The organism is Gilliamella sp. wkB7, from assembly GCF_001693435.1.
GTDB lineage: Bacteria > Pseudomonadota > Gammaproteobacteria > Enterobacterales > Orbaceae > Gilliamella > Gilliamella apicola_N.
In genome coordinates this window covers 2,595,852-2,615,381 of the sequence record NZ_CM004509.1, presented here as the reverse complement: position 1 = coordinate 2,615,381, position 19,530 = coordinate 2,595,852, and the positions used below count along the sequence as shown (strand labels likewise).

The 19,530-nt window shown below is 34.7% G+C and carries 15 protein-coding genes and 1 pseudogene; 9 read left to right on the top strand and 7 right to left on the bottom strand.

Annotated elements, in window-relative coordinates; all coding sequences use genetic code 11:
• The first annotated feature begins 102 nt into the window (after positions 1-102).
• Together A9G17_RS11550 and A9G17_RS11545 are read left to right on the top strand one after the other, a co-directional pair.
• Positions 103-1,650 (top strand): YjjI family glycine radical enzyme, encoded by a 1,548-nt coding sequence (locus A9G17_RS11550; RefSeq protein WP_442903417.1) that lies wholly within the window; start codon positions 103-105, stop codon positions 1,648-1,650.
• A complete protein-coding gene (locus A9G17_RS11545; RefSeq protein ID WP_065738835.1) occupies positions 1,625-2,491 on the top strand; it encodes a YjjW family glycine radical enzyme activase in 867 nt (288 codons plus the stop codon). The genes A9G17_RS11550 and A9G17_RS11545 overlap by 26 nt, the downstream gene beginning before the upstream one ends.
• A gap of 599 nt (positions 2,492-3,090) precedes the next feature.
• Here A9G17_RS11545 and A9G17_RS11540 read toward each other — a convergent pair.
• Entirely contained in the window at positions 3,091-4,572 is a 1,482-nt protein-coding gene (locus A9G17_RS11540) for a hypothetical protein (RefSeq protein WP_065738834.1), read from the bottom strand.
• A gap of 793 nt (positions 4,573-5,365) precedes the next feature.
• Positions 5,366-7,534 (bottom strand): annotated as a pseudogene (locus A9G17_RS11535) (Tex family protein); the annotation flags it as partial.
• Positions 7,535-7,578: 44 nt separating this feature from the next.
• On the opposite strand from A9G17_RS11535, the gene greB reads away from it, so the two are divergent.
• Positions 7,579-8,061: a transcription elongation factor GreB gene (greB, locus tag A9G17_RS11530; protein ID WP_065738833.1), complete on the top strand. Its 483-nt coding sequence runs from the start codon at positions 7,579-7,581 to the stop codon at positions 8,059-8,061.
• A gap of 267 nt (positions 8,062-8,328) precedes the next feature.
• Positions 8,329-9,429, top strand: a complete 1,101-nt coding sequence (locus A9G17_RS11525; protein ID WP_065738832.1) for a YcbX family protein — start codon at positions 8,329-8,331, stop codon at positions 9,427-9,429.
• 445 nt (positions 9,430-9,874) lie between these two features.
• Here the strand turns inward: A9G17_RS11525 and A9G17_RS11520 are convergent, their stop codons facing one another.
• Together A9G17_RS11520 and ilvC are read right to left on the bottom strand one after the other, a co-directional pair.
• Positions 9,875-10,456 (bottom strand): cell division protein ZapC domain-containing protein, encoded by a 582-nt coding sequence (locus A9G17_RS11520; protein ID WP_081301751.1) that lies wholly within the window; start codon positions 10,454-10,456, stop codon positions 9,875-9,877.
• Between the two features lie 539 nt (positions 10,457-10,995).
• Positions 10,996-12,474, bottom strand: coding sequence for a ketol-acid reductoisomerase (ilvC, locus tag A9G17_RS11515; RefSeq protein ID WP_065738831.1), 1,479 nt, complete (start codon positions 12,472-12,474; stop codon positions 10,996-10,998).
• A 173-nt stretch (positions 12,475-12,647) separates the two neighbouring features.
• Between ilvC and A9G17_RS13510 the strand changes: the two genes are divergently transcribed.
• The 5 genes from A9G17_RS13510 to fis are packed head-to-tail and all read left to right on the top strand — an operon-like array spanning position 12,648 to position 16,532.
• On the top strand, positions 12,648-12,884 hold the full coding sequence (locus A9G17_RS13510; RefSeq protein ID WP_065738830.1) for a YhdT family protein: 237 nt from the start codon (positions 12,648-12,650) through the stop codon (positions 12,882-12,884).
• 7 nt (positions 12,885-12,891) lie between these two features.
• Entirely contained in the window at positions 12,892-14,343 is a 1,452-nt protein-coding gene (panF, locus tag A9G17_RS11505) for a sodium/pantothenate symporter (RefSeq protein ID WP_065738829.1), read from the top strand.
• A complete protein-coding gene (gene prmA, locus A9G17_RS11500) occupies positions 14,318-15,184 on the top strand; it encodes a 50S ribosomal protein L11 methyltransferase (RefSeq protein WP_065738828.1) in 867 nt (288 codons plus the stop codon). The genes panF and prmA overlap by 26 nt, the downstream gene beginning before the upstream one ends.
• 36 nt (positions 15,185-15,220) lie before the next feature.
• Entirely contained in the window at positions 15,221-16,228 is a 1,008-nt protein-coding gene (dusB, locus tag A9G17_RS11495; protein ID WP_065738827.1) for a tRNA dihydrouridine synthase DusB, read from the top strand.
• Positions 16,229-16,235: 7 nt separating this feature from the next.
• The gene (fis, locus tag A9G17_RS11490; protein WP_034883623.1) at positions 16,236-16,532 is read left to right on the top strand and encodes a DNA-binding transcriptional regulator Fis; all 297 of its coding nucleotides are present in this window, start codon (positions 16,236-16,238) and stop codon (positions 16,530-16,532) included.
• A gap of 103 nt (positions 16,533-16,635) precedes the next feature.
• Here fis and rbsR read toward each other — a convergent pair whose 3' ends face one another.
• The 3 genes from rbsR to rbsB are packed head-to-tail and all read right to left on the bottom strand — an operon-like array spanning position 16,636 to position 19,515.
• On the bottom strand, positions 16,636-17,628 hold the full coding sequence (rbsR, locus tag A9G17_RS11485; protein WP_081301750.1) for a ribose operon transcriptional repressor RbsR: 993 nt from the start codon (positions 17,626-17,628) through the stop codon (positions 16,636-16,638).
• A gap of 15 nt (positions 17,629-17,643) precedes the next feature.
• Complete coding sequence (gene rbsK / locus A9G17_RS11480; protein ID WP_065738825.1) at positions 17,644-18,573, bottom strand: ribokinase; 930 nt, start codon at positions 18,571-18,573, stop codon at positions 17,644-17,646.
• A 54-nt stretch (positions 18,574-18,627) separates the two neighbouring features.
• Positions 18,628-19,515: a ribose ABC transporter substrate-binding protein RbsB gene (gene rbsB / locus A9G17_RS11475; RefSeq protein WP_065738824.1), complete on the bottom strand. Its 888-nt coding sequence runs from the start codon at positions 19,513-19,515 to the stop codon at positions 18,628-18,630.
• Between the last annotated feature and the right edge of the window lie 15 nt (positions 19,516-19,530).

Genomic DNA, 19,530 nt, shown 5'->3' with positions numbered 1-19,530 from the left:
AATAAACAGCACTGATAATATTGATTTTCAGTGCTTATAACTAAGTAATTAGTCATAAAGATTTAATTTTGCTCTCAGCATATAGGTAATATAGAGGTATTTATGAACATGACCGAATTTCAACAAAACTGTTATAAAATTGTGACCGATCCTAATTTGTCACCAAAACAAAAATCTAATTTACTCGCCCTAGCAGCAGAAAATAATTTACCTTATGTTGATTTGGATAGTGATACTAAGCAAGCTTTAGATGAGCGTGTGATTTGTGACATGTATGAAGGTCATGCACCTTACAAACCTCGTTATGTATTACCTGATTATGCAAAATTTCTTAAACAAGGATCTGAGTATTTAGAACTTGAACCAGCAAAAACATTTGATGATGCATTAAACATGCTTACTATTGCTTATCACCATGTTCCATCAGTAACAGGTATGCCTGTTTATTTAGGCTGTCTAGATCAAATCTTATTGCCTTATGTTGGTAATCTTAGTGAAGAAGATCTTTATCAACGTTTAAGACATTTTTGGATAATGCTCGATCGCAATTTACCTGATGCGTTTATGCATGCGAATATTGGTCCGACTGACAATGTTATCTGCCGTATTATTTTACGCGTCGACAGAGAACTTAAACAGGTCGCCCCTAACTTAACGTTTATCTATGATGAGAAAATTACTCCAGAATCATTGCTATCGGTTGCAATAGAAAATATCTGTGAAACAGCTAAGCCACACATCGCTAATAATGAGATGATCAAAAAAGATTTTGATAATAAAGGTTATGGTGTGGTTAGTTGCTACAACTCCTTACCAGTTGCAGGTGGTGGCAGTACTTTATCTCGAATTAATTTAAAAGAGGTTGCATTACGCAGTAAAAATATTGATGATTTTCTACAAAATACTCTACCTCACTATTGTCAGCTACAACTCAATTTGATTAAAGCTAGATCTGCATTTCTTTTCGAAAAATCTAACTTTTTCACTCATAGTTTTTTAGTGAAAGAAGGCATTATAGATACTGGTCGATTCGCTCCAATGTTTGGTATCTATGCAATGGCTGAAGCGGTCAATATTTTGCAAGAAAAATCTAACCTTGCTGGACGTTATGGTAAGGATGAAGATGCTAATGACCTTGCCTCAACGATTTCACAACAACTTGCGGCGTTTGTCGATAGCCATGAAATCAAATACGCATGGCGAGGCAAAGCTATGTTACATGCTCAATCAGGTATTAGCACTGATAGAGGAGCAACACCAGGATTACGCATTCCGTATGGCCATGAACCTGATCCCGTTACGCATATTATGGCACTGTTTAAACATCATCATTACTATACATCGGGTATCAGCGATATTTTAACGATTGATGAGACCATTAAAAGTAATCCATCAGCCCTACTGCAGATATGTAAAGCTGCGTTTAAATTTGGTTTCAGAGAATTTACCGCCAACATTAGTGGTAATGATTTGGTGCGTGTAACAGGTTATATGGTTAGACTTTCAGATATTGCCAAATATAAACAAGAAGGCTCTCGTATTAACACGACATTCTTAGGTAGTGAAGCAGCCGAAGATACCGTAAATAATAGTTATCTATGCCGTACGTCGCGAGTCATCAGTCATGAACAAGTCATGGGCAATCGTTAATAAACTATTACCATTTTCTTGTGTTGACGGACCGGGTAACCGATTAGTCATATTTTTACAAGGTTGTAATTTTAAATGCTTAAATTGCCACAATCCTTATACCATATCATTATGTAAGGAGTGTGGTGATTGTGTAAACACCTGCCCACATCAAGCATTATCTTTTATTAATCATAAGGTCATCTGGCAAACTTCGGCTTGCCAGCAATGTGATACTTGTATTAATACTTGTGGTTATCATTCTACCCCTATGACCTATAAATATAGCCTGGAAGATATTTTGATTATGATTCGTAAATATCTTCCCTTTTTAAATGGGATAACGGTCAGTGGTGGCGAAGCAACTATGCAGTTGCCATTTATCGAAAAATTATTTAAAACCATAAAACAAACGAACGATCTAAAACATCTAACTTGTTTTATCGATAGTAATGGGTATTTAGCACAAACGGGCTGGCAAAAAGTAGCCGATACGATGGACGGTGCAATGATTGACCTTAAAGCTTGGAATAATCAAGTACATAAAAAATTAACTGGTCGAGATAATCTTCGTGTAAAAAACACGATAACCTATCTTGCGAAAATTAAAAAATTATATGAAGTTCGATTTTTAGTTATACCAGAACATACCGATCTTCAAGATAATGCCAAGCATCTTGCGCAATTTTTAACAGAAATAAGTCCCAATATCAAAGTTAGAATTAATGCTTTTCATAATCATGGTGTTCATGGTATTGCCAAAACTTGGAAATCTGCCACAAAACAGCAAGTGGAAACTTTTGCAGATCAATTAAAACACTATGGCCTGAAAGATATTATGTTACCAAGTGTTTATTTATAACGCTTGAATCTTACTATAATTTAAGCATAACTAAATTTAATATTATTTATGAACATTGCTTAATTAATTGATGATGATTATCATTTTTCATGAAATTAACCTACTTTTAATATTATTGTTTTCTTTCCAATATATTCATATGATTTACTTTTACTAAAATTTCAGCATTTATGTTAGTTGTCTTTTCCATTTCGGATCATGCTGAAGATAATGCTATCCGTTTTTATGATGTTATCTAGGTTGATGCTAAAGTCAAAAATAAAACAGATTGTCTACAAGGTATTGTTGTTATGCCCTGTATGTTAGCAACCCAAAACAACGTTTTGGTTGGGTTAAAAAAACATGCAGGTCAATGATCAATTAAGTCATTTTCACACCTACCTATCAAACCAATGAAACTGTATTTAAATAAAAGTTTGTTTTTATGATAATTGGCTTATTAGCAATCGTCACTTTAGTCAAATTTTGCCAACAAAAGGTTAAACTTATTTCTATCCGAATACAGAATGCACGCAGTTTATTGGCATTGAGAAGATAAACTTGCCGAAGGATTACCATATTTATTGCTCTTTCTAGCAAGTCATCATTTTAATGAATTTCTAATATTTGGTACACATGGTATAGGCATTATCTGGTTCGACAATGACATTACCTTCAGCCACTCCGACACTGTAACGATGGACAAATCCATTAGGATCAACCACAGGAGATAAATCTTGGGTAAAATAAAAATCATAATCAAATAATGGTTCATAATCAGAACTAGAAATACCGGCCATCATATCGCGCAAGTCATTATTATTTGGCGCATAATAAAATATTTTCCCCCATTCTGCCATTACACTATCTCCGATAGCTCGTTTGTAACCATTTCCTTGAATATACCATTTGTCATTAGTGTTATTATCATAAGCAAGAGGTGAATTAGTGAGTTCAGTTCGAGTTGGTAAACGATCACCACTATTTTTGCATAACTTCTCCGATTCAGAGAAACTGATGTAGCCAAGATTGCCTTTATGTACATAAACCCAATGATATATTGAGAATCGATATAAAAAAGTTGCGTTTGTTTGCGTATTGGTGACTTGAATTACAAATTCATCCCCTTTATTTGGAACATTATTAGTAAAAACAAATTCACTTTTTGATTCTGGAACGGAACTGCGTGGTACATTTTTTAGCGATGAATTAGGGTTTTTTAACATGGTGTAAGTATATTGTGATATTGAATTAACTGGTACAATTCTGAAGCGAGCATATGGAAATGCAGTAGTTGGAAAATGATTACCGGAAGCATCAACAGCCGAGGCAATAAAACCAGCTTGTTTAACAAATTGATTCGGATCAAATGGATCTGATCGATTAACGATGTCACTCCCCCAAGATGCATTATTTTTACCATCTGGCCAGCCATCTGGGTAAGGAGTATTAATTGCTAAAACGCCTGGTCTTATATAACAAATACCATCATTTGCGACTACTGAAAATGTTTTAGATACCACTCTTGACTCTGAATCTGTTGGTATTCCGTATTGAGTTCTCGCATAAAATTGAACAGTTACAGTAACCGACGAATCACCTTTATAAGAACTACCTGTACATAAATTATCCCCTAATGGGTTGGTTGAATTCGAAGCGATAACATTATTATTCTGATCTTTCCACTCAGAAGTAATACTTTGAATAATGAAACTATTTGAAGATTCTAAATAATCTCCATCACGATCACTAATATCTGCATTGGTTAATTGCGATAGATCAACATCAAATGAATAATTACTTGGTGAGGTATTAAAAGCAAGCGAAAGTTTTTTATTCGAATCGGGAGCTATAATTATGGGATCGATATTTTTCAAATTTAACTTCACTTGAATACCATTTAAAATTTTAGTATCTGCTGTATCAAGTATTGATGGTGGAGTACCCTGTATGTAATTGGCAGTAGTAACTGTCAAATAGGCAAAAGAGGCATGCCCATAACTGAGTAAGACAGTAAACATTAAAATATTTAGCATTAAGTGAGCTAAACTAAATTTTTTATAAAAACCAAGATTTTTATTCATTGCTACTCCGCTTTTCATAAACTACTCCGCCTATCCGAATTAGATTATCGTCAATAGAATCAAGTTAGCGAACAAACATGCTTACATAAGATATATGATAAAAAGAAGAACATGCTCCTTTATGTATCCTTGATACCTAATATTTTAAAATCGAGTATGTGACAAAATATAAAAATTTATTTTATAGAGCTGATTACTTTAACTAACTATAATTTTTGACTATTTATTTAAATTTAATTTTTTATCCTAAGATTTCCATTACAAGAGAATCCTACTTAATAAAACTAAATAAAACTTTAAAAAATATGCTATGAAATTTTTGGTATTGAATATCTTTTTACTTTAGTTTCTAACAAAGTTCATCACTAGATATTTATTAAAACAATTAATAAAAAAATATTAAAACCCAAAAAACTACTAAGAAGTGAAAATAAGAAAAAATAAAACTACGAATATTTGTGTTAATTTTAATCATTTAATTTTATAAAAGCAAATATTTCAGCAATAGATTCATTTATTAAAAAATTACATTAATAATCAATAACTGATTTTATGTCATTTTAAAAGAATCATTCTAATCTGATTTTAAGCTCTTATTTAAGATAAGACAGGCCGATATTAATAAATTTCCCATCATAAATATATGATGATATTGATGATGGGAAATTGCTAATTATTTCCCTTTTTTAAAGGCCGCGGCGAAAGCGTTCCCCATAGCGCTATTGTTTAATGTCGATCTATTATTATTTTTAGAATGGTTAGCAGGTTTACTATTAATTGATTTATGTTCTTCCTGTTTTGGCGTAGCAGGATCATTAAGTCGCATTGATAAAGCAATACGTTTACGTGCAATATCAACTTCAACGACTTTAACTTTGACAATATCACCGGCTTTTACAACCGTTCTTGGATCTTCAACAAATTTATCCGACAATGCTGATATATGGACTAACCCATCTTGGTGTACTCCAATATCTACGAAAGCGCCAAAGTTGGTTACATTGGTAACCGCACCTTCCATAATCATGCCGATTTTCAAATCTTCCATCGTTTCGATATTATCAGCAAATTGCGCCGTTTTAAATTCAGGTCTTGGATCTCGACCCGGTTTATCCAATTCTTTGATAATGTCTGTCACGGTTGGAACACCAAAGTGATCATCGACATAATCGATAGCTTTAAGTGATTTCAAATAGCTTGAGTCACCTAAAATCTCTTTTAATGTTTTGTGATTTTTATCCAAAATTCGCTCAACTACTGGGTAGGCTTCAGGGTGAACCGCTGAGGCATCAAGTGGATTTTTACCATCCATAATACGTAAAAAACCAGCACATTGTTCGAATGCTTTAGGACCTAAACGGCTAACTTTTAATAACTGTTTGCGATCGATAAATTGACCATTTTCATTACGCCAATCAACAATATTTTGGGCGATCACTTTATTCAGTCCAGCAATGCGCGCAAGTAACATCATTGATGCAGTATTTAAATTAACGCCAACGGCATTTACACCATCCTCGACAACAGCATCAAGCTTTTTAGCTAATTGAGTTTGACTCACATCGTGTTGATATTGTCCCACACCAATTGATTTTGGATCGATTTTTACCAGTTCAGCTAATGGATCTTGTAAACGGCGAGCAATGGATACCGCACCACGAATTGAGACATCTAGATCAGGAAACTCTTGAGCAGCAAGTTCAGATGCGGAATAAACCGATGCACCGGCTTCGCTGACAATGACTTTTTGCCCTTTTACTTCTGGATACTTTTTCTGAACATCAAGGTAGAAGCGTTCAGTTTCACGAGATGCCGTACCATTACCAATGGCAACTAATTCCACTTGATATTTGATGCAAAGTGCAGCCACCACCATTGCCGCTTTGTCAGCTTGTCCTGTATGTGGATAAATCGTTTCAGTTGCAACAAGTTTACCGGTCGCATCCACAACGGCAATTTTTACACCTGTTCGCAAACCGGGATCCATCCCCATAGTGACTTTCATACCTGCAGGTGCAGCCATTAACATATCATGCAAATTTGCCGCAAATACATTAATTGCTTCTTCTTCTGCGCGTTCGCGCAAAGTAGTCATAAGTTCGGTTTCCATGTGCATTAAAATTTTAATACGCCATGTCCAATTGATCACGGCTTTACGCCATTTATCAGCTGGCTGATCATTAAATCGAATGCCAAGATGTTCAGTAATGATCTGCTCGCAATAACTCTCTTTTGGCGTTTCTTCAAATTGAGGATCAGCATTTAAAGATAGTTGTAAAAAACCTTCATTGCGTCCTCGAAACATCGCTAATGCACGGTGAGAAGGTACTTTGGAAATAAGTTCGCTTTGAGCAAAATAATCACGAAATTTTGCGCCCTCTTCTTCTTTACCAGTAACAACTTGCGAAACCAAATGCGCATTATTCCAAAGATAATGACGCACTTTAGCCAATAATGTCGCATCTTCTGCAAATCGTTCCATTAAAATATAACGAGCACCATCTAACGCGGATTTAGTATCAGCAATGCCTTTTTCCGCATTAAGATATTGTTCAGCTTCATTCTCAGGGTTTAACATTGGATTTTGCCATAAGCTATCAGCTAATGGTTCTAACCCAGCTTCTATCGCAATTTGACCACGAGTGCGTCGTTTTGGTTTATAAGGCAAATAGAGATCTTCAAGTTCAGTTTTACTTAAGGTTTGCTTAATACTTTGGCTAAGTTCTGGCGTCAATTTTCCTTGTTCGTCAATTGACTTTAAAATGGTCTGTTTGCGATCTTCAAGTTCGCGTAAATAACTCAAACGGTTGTCTAATGTACGTAACTGGGTATCATCAAGCCCACCGGTTACCTCTTTACGATAACGGGCAATGAAAGGAACGGTACTGCCTTCATCTAATAACTGTATGGCAGCTGAAACTTGTTCTGGTTTTACAGTGAGTTCACCAGCTATAATATGGCTAATTTGATTATTTATCATGGTATCTCAGTATATCTTATCGATTAACGGAATTTAATTTAATCATGCAAAAAGCTAATTATATAACAAGAGAAGGCTATTTGGCACTTGATCGTGAATTGAAATATTTATGGAGGGAAGAAAGACCTCGCGTTACTCAAGCCGTATCAGATGCCGCAGCACTGGGTGATCGCAGTGAAAATGCAGAATATATTTATGGGAAACGCCGATTGCGAGAAATTGATAGGCGTGTTCGATTTTTAACAAAAAGGTTAGAAATATTAACCATTGTTGATCCTGATCCAAGACAGGAAGGCAAAGTGTTTTTTGGCGCTTGGGTCAAGTTAGAAGACGAAGCGGGCGAATCGCATATTTATCGTATTGTCGGCGCTGATGAATTTGATCCTAAAAAGAATTGGATCTCAATCAACAGCCCTGTTGCCCGAGCGTTAATTGGCCATAAAGTTGATGATGAGATATCGGTCAATACACCGAATGGCAAAACCTTTTTTTATATTTTAGAGATCAGTTATTCAAAATTAAATTAATATTGAGATTAAATAGATATGATTATAAAAAGGAATAATTTAAAAAACCTGTCCCTTTCTTTTAAATAAACACTCTTAGATGATATCGATTTAAGGTTAAAAACTTGAGGAAATAATGATTAATGTAGATATGGTTTTTTTACAGAGATGATTAAATGTTTCTCATCCAATAATCAATAAAATGTAGACTATAAAAAGTTGTTAGCTACTAATTATGGCTTATAAAGGTTACAATTAAAATAATTTATATTATTTATTATTAAAATTATGATTTCTGTCAATCAGTTATATATATATCCAATTAAATCGCTTTCAGGTATATCACTTCAAACAGCCAATACTATTGATGGAGGTTTTGAACACGATCGAATCATGATGATTAGTGAACCTGATGGAACATTCATAACTGCCAGACAATTTCCGCAATTGTTAAAGCTCCGAGCATCAATAATAGGTAATGACGTTTCTGTTTCATTGCCTTTGTTAGAAAAAATTTGTTTTAATTTGGATGAATTTTCTGAAAATAATGAACCAACCGAAGTTTGGGGTAACCATTTCACTTCGCAAATTGCACCAATTAGAGTTAATCAATTTTTTAGTCACTTTCTTCAAAAGGATGTGCAGTTACGCTGGGTTGGTCATAATCTAACAAGACGAACCAAACGCTATCCACAAATACCCGTGAGTTTTGCTGACGGTTACCCCTATTTGTTATTAAATCAGGCTTCATTTAATTATTTGCAGCAACAGTGCCCTGCTAAGCTCGATATTCAACAATTCCGAGGTAACATTATTATTGATGGTGCATTGCCTTTTGCCGAAGATGGTTGGAAAACAATTAAAATTGGTGAAGTCACCTTTGATATTGTAAAACCTTGTACTCGTTGTGTATTAACAACGTTCAATGTCAATACAACCGAACCATTACCTAATAATGAACCTTTAAAAACATTGGGTTATTTTAGATCTGATTTGGAAGGAAATATCAATTTTGGCATGAATATGATTGCTCGAAATCATGGAACTGTATCGGTTGGAGATAAAATTGAGATACTTGAACGACAACCCGCCAATAGTTATGTTAAAAACTTTCCTAAAGTAGAAACAAACAACTATCAATCTTGCAGTATCTCTTTTGAAAATACACAATTTGAAGGTAATAATCAACAAACACTATTAGAGCAACTTGAACAACATAATATATCACTCCCCTATTCTTGTCGAACCGGTGTATGCGGTCGTTGCTCTGTGTTATTAAAAAAAGGACAAGTTAAATCATTAACGCAATCTGGAATTAAGCGCAATAACACTATTTTAGCGTGTAGTTGTATACCTATGAGTGATATCATCATAAAACCATTAAAATAATTATCTAAAAATCAAATATTTAATTAATAAATTCAAAAAATTAATGAATGTAAGTATTAAAATTATCGTATAAAGATAAAGTTACACTGGATGTTTAAAAAGTTTTTTATTTATCGTAAACCCTTTAACTATTGATGCATAGGATTAGCAGCTAAAAGAAGTCAGAAAATCAGGATTCAGATTATCTTTAATGGATTTATATGACTTTCATATGAATAATAAAATATATTGGCTAACAGAAAAACGCCAAAGCAAAAAGTGAATCATCACTGCAAAAACTACCTTTTTAGGGCAACGCTAATCATTAACCAAATTACGATTAAAAAGTATAGGATATAATATTCAATACTAATTAAAATCTGAATTACAGGTGTTAATCAAAAGAAGAATGGATTAAATAGGAATGAGTAGAGAATAACTACTCACTTTAAATTAAGTTTGAAAATTAGGAAATTGCCTTTAATTCTAGTTCTTTATCATCTAAAACCATTGAATTATCTGGTTGGGTAAATTGTTGCGCTAAAGCCAGTCTATCATTCATTACCTTAATCGCCTCTGAAAAATAGAAAGTTTTATTCATAGAGAAAAAAGTTGGTTGAGCAATAATACACAATGATGCATGTACACCAACTTCAACAACCATCATACAAACTTCAAATCCATCTTCTTGCATATGAACTTTAACGATATCAGCCACTTTTGGTATATATTCAATGGATTGTTGAGAAAAATACCAACTTTTTGGCATTTGCGGCTTTAAAAAATTAGCTGCGACAATGGCGTTAATTGATAATTGAATTTTTTGTGATTCTGTCAAATTTAATGAATGACAACTATTGTGAAACTGATAATAAGATGCAGCATCACTAACAGAAAAAGCAAATTCACTAAAAACATCAGGAATTAGCATTTTACTTGGATAACAAGAACGGAACAACATATCAGATGAAACTTCCAGCATTAAACTATCGTATTCACGATCAAAATACCAACGCCAACCATCAGTTGGTCGAAAAGCCATCTTCATTGATATATTACCCCCTAATATAAGCAAATGCTGAAAGATAACATAATTTAAATAAGAAATAAATAAGAAATTAAAATAAAAAAATTTTAATTACCTAATTTTTAAAAACTTTATGATCATATCTGATCAATTAAAATGATCTAAATATGATCTTGTCACTATTTTTAGATCTTATTGAATTCAATGCGTTTTTTTTACTAAAACGTAGGCATGACCTGAAACTTTTTTACAAAGTTAAAATATAAAAAGGTGCCATTTAGCACCTTGTGTTTTAACCAGAATTAACCTGTCTCAGTACTTAACTGGCTACATTAATACGTTTCATATCGGTCATGTAGCTATGTAATCACGACCTAATTTTTCGATCAGTTAATCCTAGATCGTTTCTTCTAATTCTATAAAAATAAAATATCGATTTTTTCAATCTAATCATTTTTTACTAAAACGTAGGCATGACCTGAAACTTTTTTACAAAATTAAAATATAAAAAGGTGCATTTAGCACCTTTGGTTTTAATCAAAATTAAACGATTTCAGCGTTTAACTCGCTACATTAATACGTTTCATATCGGTCATGTAGCTACGTAATTTGCGACCTATTTTTTCAATTGGATGATTACGGATTTCTTCATTTACATCACGTAATTGCGCATTATCAACACTACCTTCAGGAATTGCTTTGCCAAGATCACCAGCTTGTAACATTGGCATAAATTTTTCTCTTAATAGTGGTACAGCTGCATTAGCAAATAGATAATTACCATATTCAGCCGTGTCAGAAATTACCACATTCATTTCATATAAACGTTTACGAGCAATAGTGTTAGCAATAAGTGGTAATTCGTGTAATGATTCATAGTAAGCTGATTCTGGTAAGATTCCTGATTCAAGCATGGTTTCAAAGGCAAGTTCAACACCCGCTTTAACCATCGCTACCATCACCACACCTTGATCAAAGTATGCTTGTTCGTCAATTTTGCCTTGATATTCTGCTGCTTTTTCAAATGCGGTTTCACCTGTTTCTTTACGCCATTTTAATAAGTTTGCATCATCATTTGCCCAGTCTTTCATCATCGTTGAAGAAAATTCACCTGAAATGATGTCATCCATATGTTTACGATAAAGATCAGTCATGATCACTTTTAATTCTTTCGCTAAAGCATTAGCGCGTAATTTAGCTGGGTTTGATAAACGATCCATCATTAAAGTTATACCACCTTGTTTTAATGCTTCGGTGATAGTTTCCCAACCAAATTGTAATAATTTACAGGCATATGCAGGATCTACACCATCAGCAACAAGTTTATCAAAACAAAGTAGTGAGCCTGTTTGTAACATACCGCAAAGAATGGTTTGTTCGCCCATTAGATCGGATTTAACTTCGGCAACAAATGATGATTGTAAAACACCGGCACGATGTCCGCCCGTTGCAGCTGCCCATGCTTTAGCAATGGCTAGACCTTCACCTTTTGGATCATTTTCTGGGTGAACAGCAATCAGTGTCGGAACACCAAAACCACGTTTATATTCTTCACGCACTTCGGTACCCGGACATTTTGGTGCGACCATCACAACAGTAATATCAGAACGGATCTTTTCGCCCACTTCAACAATGTTAAACCCATGAGAATAACCCAATGCCGCACCTTGTTTCATTAGTGGTTGTACAGCTTTAACAACCGCTGAGTGTTGTTTGTCTGGAGTTAAGTTAATTACAAGATCCGCAGTAGGGATAAGTTCTTCATACGTACCAACTTTAAAACCATTTTCAGTGGCTTTTTTCCATGATGCACGTTTTTCAGCAATAGCCTCTTTACGTAGTGCGTAAGAGATATCCAATCCTGAATCACGCATATTAAGACCTTGATTAAGACCTTGCGCACCACAACCTACAATCACAATTTTTTTACCTTTTAAAAAATTCGCTTCTGAAGCAAATTCATCACGAGCCATAAAACGGCATTGACCTAATTGTTCTAATTTTTCACGTAAATTTAGGGTATTAAAATAATTTGACATCATTCTCTCCATGAGTTCATTGTTTATTTTCGAATCATGAAACATGATATAGTAGTTTTATTGTTGCGAAAATTGATATATTTACAATATTATATTGCATAAATTGCAACATGCTTGCTAAGTTAAACACTTTCTTTTACTCTAAGCCACTTTCAATTCATCTATGAATCATTATGGATCCACGTTACCAGCAAGCAAATAAAGAAGCTAAACTATCACTGTTGTTAACCATTATCTACCTAATTGGGTGGATTATTTGTGCTTATTTTGTCGGGGATAGCATTGGCTTTTTAGGGTTTCCTTTGTGGTTTGAGCTATCTTGCATAATGGTCCCATTAGGTTTTATTTTATTGTGTTGGATCATTGTAAAATTTCAATTCAAAAACATCTCATTAGAGCAAACTAAGTGATTAAAAAATGCATTTAGATATTATTTTACCTCTAGTTATTTATCTTATTTTTGTGTTTGCATTATCAATTTATGCTTATGCAAAACGTAAAAAAGTTAATCAATTTACCGATTATTTTATTGGTAATCGAACCATGGGCGGTTTTTTACTCGCTATGACCTTAGCGGCCACTTATATTAGTGCAAGTTCGTTTATCGGTGGTCCAGGTGCGGCTTATAAATATGGACTTGGTTGGGTATTGTTGTCGATGATTCAAGTGCCTACCGTCTTACTTTCTTTAGGGATTTTGGGTAAAAAATTTGCTATTTTGGCGCGTAAATATAATGCGATAACGTTAAGTGACATGCTTTATGCTCACTATAAAAGCAAAATTATCGTTTGGTTTGCCAGTATCGCATTAGTGATTGCTTTTGTTGGCGCTATGACAGTTCAGTTTGTTGGTGGTGCTCGTTTGTTGGAATCGTCAGTTGGCATTCCATATGACATTGGGTTACTAATTTTTGGCGTTGGCACCGTTATCTATACCGCATTTGGAGGCTTTAGAGCAAGCATTTTAAACGATGCTTTTCAAGGTTTAGTAATGATTATTGGTGCAATTTTGCTATTAACTGCTATTATTTATGCAGGTGGCGGAATATCAGCGATTATTCATCGTTTAAATGAAATTAATCCAGCACTTTTAACACCACAAGGTCCAGATAATTTTATGGACTTTCCTTTTATGACTTCTTTTTGGATATTAGTCTGTTTTGGGGTGGTTGGGTTACCGCACACTGCCGTGCGTTGTATGGCATATAAAGATAGTAAAGCCGTGCATCAAGGCATCATTATTGGTACGATTGTCGTTACCATTATTATGTTAACTATGCATCTATCTGGCGCGCTTGGACGTGCTATTATTGATGATTTAACGATACCAGATCAAATCGTTCCAACACTCATTATTAATGTTATGCCGCCATTAGCTGCTGGTATCTTTTTAGCTGCACCATTGGCTGCAATTATGTCTACAATTAATGCTCAATTATTACAGGTTTCATCTGTATTAATAAAAGATCTGTTTTTAAGTATAAAACCTGATACTAATTATAATGATAAACTGTTAACCCGCGCGTCGATCATCATTACCATTATTTTTGGTGGTTTGCTTATTTTAGCAGCTTGGAATCCTCCTGATATGATTATCTGGTTAAATTTACTGGCTTTTGGTGGACTTGAAGCTGTATTTTTATGGCCATTGGTGTTAGGTCTATATTGGAAAAACGCCAATGCAACAGGGGCGTTATGCTCAATGTTTGCTGGAGCTATTAGCTATACTCTATTAGCTGCTTATAATAGTAAAATTTACTCTTTCCATCCAATTGTTCCTTCACTGATTATTGGATTATTTGTTTTTATAATTGCCAACATGTTTGGCAACTCGGGAAAAAATTATGCCTTGGATTCAACTCAGAATTAATACGACTAGCGAATTTGCAGAAGAAATTAGCGAACAATTAGAACAATCTGGTGCGGTATCAGTTACATTTCAAGATACCTATGATAACCCTGTTTTTGAGCCCTTACCTGGCGAAACAAAGCTTTGGGGCAATACAGATGTTGTGGGTCTTTATGATGCTCAAACCAATACTGATGAGTTAAAAGCAATATTAAATCTTGAGCAATATTCTTATAAAATTGAACAATTGGAAGACAAAGATTGGGAACGTGAATGGATGGATAACTTTCATCCTATGCAGTTTGGTCAACGACTTTGGATTTGCCCAAGTTGGCGTGATGTTCCTGACCCCAATGCGGTTAATGTCATGTTAGATCCAGGTTTAGCATTCGGTACTGGTACGCATCCCACTACTGCCTTATGCTTAACTTGGCTAGAAAGCTTAGAGTTGAATAATAAATTAGTTATTGATTATGGTTGTGGTTCTGGCATATTGGCTATAGCAGCATTAAAATTAGGCGCAAAACGCGTAATTGGTATCGATATCGATCCTCAAGCAATTCAAGCTAGTTATGATAATGCACAACGTAATAGTGTCGATGACAAGATAGAACTTTATTTAGCTAAAGATATTCCTGATAATTTACAAGCAGATGTAGTTGTTGCAAATATCCTAGCTGGTCCTTTAAAAGAGCTTGAGCCACAAATAAATAAACTTGTAAAATCCCACGGTCAACTAGGCTTATCTGGTATTTTGGCAACCCAGTCATCAAGTGTTTGTAGTGCTTATCAAACACATTTTGATTTAGATCCTGTCGTTGAACAAGACGAATGGTGCCGTATTACTGGTAAAAAAAAGTAAAAAATTAACATTACCCCCTTTTAAGTTTGAGAAAAAATGCGTAATATAGCCGCCCTTAATTTGCTAAAAATTGGTGAAATTAAATTAAAAAATAATTTAATTGCTGCACCAATGGCTGGAATCAGCGATAAACCATTTCGTAAATTATGTTATCGATATGGTGCAGGAATGACAGTCTCAGAAATGTTTTTAGCAAATTCAGATGTTTGGCATACAGATAAATCTGCATTGAGAATGATCTCAAATGATGATGTTGGTATTCGGGCTGTACAAATTGTTGGGTCAGATCCTGATGAGATGGCTAAGGCTGCGGAATTTAATGTCAAACATGGCGCTCAATTGATTGACATCAATATGGGTTGCCCAGCTAAAAAAGTTAATAAAAAGTTAGCTGGCTCTGCATTAATGCAGTATCCAGAACTAGTAAAAAAAATTTTGCAGAAAGTTGTCGGCGCAGTTGATGTACCGGTAACATTGAAAACGCGGACTGGATGGAATAAAGATAATAGAAATTGCATTGAGATAGCACAAATAGCCCAAGATTGTGGCATAAAGGCTATTACTATTCATGGGCGTACTCGTGCTTGCTTATACAATGGTGTAGCAGAATATGAGTCAATAAAAGCAGTCAAGGAAAAGGTTACGATTCCGGTTATTGCTAATGGTGATATTCGTACACCTGAACAAGCAAAAGAAGTTTTTCAATATACGCAAGCTGATGCTATAATGATCGGCCGTGCGGCACAGGGTCGGCCTTGGATATTTGAAGAAATTGCATTCTATCTATCACATGGACAGTTAAAAAAAAGTAAAAGTGTTGATGAGGTGGAGCAAGTGGTTTTATCGCACCTTGATGAACTTTATCGGCTTTACGGAGAATATAAAGGATTGAGGATTGCCAGAAAGCATGTAAATTGGTATACCAAGGATTATGCTGATAGCGATCAATTAAGGCGCTTATTTAGTGTACTTAGCAATTCAAGTGAGCAAGTTAAAACACTAATAGCATTTTTTAGTCAAATTAGAAACAACCAAAAGAGTTAAGAATACTATGTCAGAACAACGCGTTACAGCTGCAGCACTTAAATTTACAACTGTAAATTCGCAGGACCAAATAACACAAAAGCCATTGCGAGATTCAGTTAAACAAGCTTTGAAAAACTATTTATCTCAATTAAATGGTGAAGATCCGACTGATCTATATGAATTAGTGTTAGCTGAAGTTGAACATCCATTCCTTGATATGGTTATGCAATATACACGCGGTAATCAAACTCGCGCAGCAAACATGCTTGGTATCAACCGTGGTACGCTTCGCAAAAAATTAAAACAATATGGAATGAGTTAATTATTCTATTTGATAAATTTACGATATTTTGAAAACGCCTATTTATTAGGCGTTTTTTATAACAATAAAATAATTAAAAGTGAGTCCTAACGTTTTTGTTTTACTAAGCAGATAAGCGTTTTATCAATGTTGGCATTAATGATAGTTTATGTAATGGCTCTTTAGGGTTATGAAATCGATTTATTAACATCTCAACGGCTAATTGACCCAGTTCTTTTTTGGGTTGATGAATAGTAGTTAAAGGTGGTGTCATATATTGTGCTATTTCAATATTATCATAACCAATAATTGCAATATCTTTTCCAGCTTCAAGTCCATTTTGGTAAAGTGCTTGATAAACACCTATAGTCATAGCATCATTAGAACAAAATACAGCTTGTGGAGGTTTAGCCAAACCTAATAAATATTGCATCGCAACAATACCTGATGCAAATCGAAAATCACCTTGCACTTCATAACCATTATGAATGATTAAATTAGCATCATGCATTGCTTTACGATAGCCTTGCAGGCGCGATTGTGCTTGAGTATTATTTAAGGGCCCCGTAATACAAGCAATATCCTTGTAATTTTTTTCAATTAAATATTGAGTCGCAATTGTTGCACCATAAAAAGAATTATCCTGAATAATATCACACATACTCATTAATGGTGTCCAATCCATCATTACGATGGGCAGTTTTGGATAACGTATAAAGATCTGTTGTGGACTTGAATGGCTTTCAGTGCACATGATTAATAAGCCATCAACACGTTTTTGTAATAAATGCTCAATGTTATCAAGCATCCGTTTATGATCACCCTCTGTACTACATAAAATCAAGTTATAACCCAGCTCATAACAACTTCGTTCAACGCCTTGGACCACTTCTGAAAAAAAAGGATTATTACTCGTTGTAACTAACATACCTATAGTATAGGTTTTATTACTCTTTAAACTACGCGCTATTGCACAAGGAGTATAATTCAGCTGTCGAATCGCTAATTCAACTTTTTCCCGTACAGCAGGGCTAACATAACGATCGTTATTAATAACATGAGAAACCGTAGATGTAGAAACTTGTGCAAGATTTGCAACATCTTTCATCGTAGCCAATGGTTAGATCTCTTTTTACTGATTATGTAATTGAATAAAATTGTCAACCTCTGTACGCGTTGGTACTGATGTTTGTGCTCCAGCTTTAGTTACTGACAGAGCCCCTGCAGCATGTGCATATTTGATAGCTTGGCTAAGCGATTTGCCTTCTAATAATGCTGTGACTAACATGCCATTAAAGGTATCTCCAGCGCCAATAGTATCAATGGCTTTTACTTTAAAACCATCGATAAGTTCCCCTTTACCTGAATCACTTACCCACGCACCTTTACTACCTAACGTAATTATGACAATTTTTATTCCTTTATTATGCAAAATAGCCGATGCAGTTTGGGCATCTTGTTCAGTGACAATTTTTATACCGGTTAAATATTCAGCTTCGGTTTCGTTTGGGGTAATAATATCAATATTATTAAGCAAATCATCGGATAACTTCTGCGCAGGTGCAGGATTTAAAATCACTTGAGTATTATGTTCTTTGGCTAATTTAGCTGCTTGCTCTATGGTTGCTAAAGGTGTTTCAAGCTGCATTAGAATCGCATCTGCCTGTATAATATCGTTTTCAAATTCATGTAAATAATCAGGCGTAACCGCAGCATTGGCACCTGCATAAATAGCAATTTGATTCTCGCCTTGAGCATTAACTAAAATGAGTGCAACACCTGTATTTTCGTTTTTGATTGTTGCAACTGAACGGGTATCAATATGATCACTTTTTAATTGCTGATTTATTTTTTTTCCTAATTCATCATCACCAACTGCAGCAATGAATTGTATATTGGCACCTAAACGACCTGCAGCTACAGCTTGGTTGGCACCTTTACCTCCAAATGAAATTTGGTAATCTCTGCCTGCTAATGTTTCACCTGGTTTTGGAAATTCATTAACATTTAAAATATGATCGACATTCACACTACCCAGTACAATTAGTTTTTTACCACTCATGTAATTCGCTCCAAATTTTACCGCGATAGGACGCAATAATGCGTCCTTAACTCTTTATTTAGTAATTAATTTTAATTCTACAGGAACTTTTTGTTCAACTTTCTCACCTTTTATCACTTTATCAGCGATCTCAATACCCATTGAACCTATCTTTTCTGGTTGTTGCGCAACTGTTGCTGCCATTTTACTTCGTTCTACGGATTTAACTCCATCTTGTGTGCCATCAAATCCAACCACTAAAATATCATTACGCCCAGCAGTTTGAATTGCACGTATCGCACCTAATGCCATTTCATCATTTTCGGCAAATACAGCTTGTAAGATTGGGTAAGCAGTAAGTAAATTTTGCATGACATTCATACCTTTGGCACGATCAAAGTCAGCAGGTTGCGCAGTTAAAATAATTAATTTATTCACTTGTGCGGATTGAACAAACCCCTCTCCACGTTCACGTGATGCGGATGTACCAACAATGCCTTGTAGTTGAATTATTTTTGCATCAGCGCCCAGTTTTTCAAAAATAAAATCTCCTGCCATTTTACCTCCAGCAACATTATCGGATGCGATATGACTGATAACCTCACCTTTACCGGCTGCTCTATCAAGAGTAATTACTGGGATTCCTGCTTTATTGGCAGCCAAAACGGCATTGCCGACCGCATCTGAATCAGTTGGATTAATTAAAATGACTTTAGCGCCTTTTACGATAGTATCTTCAACATTCGCTAACTCTTTTGCTGGATTATTTTGCGAATCGAGTACCACTAAGTCATAACCTAATTCATTAGCCTTTTGTACCGCACCTTCTTTAAGTGTTACAAAAAAAGGATTATTAAGTGTTGAAACAACTAAGGCAAGATTGTCTTTCGCTGAAGCTTGAAAACTAACGGTTAGACTTAAAGTTACAATTGTAACTGCAGTAATAATTTTTTTAAATTTCATAACCCTCTCCAAAAA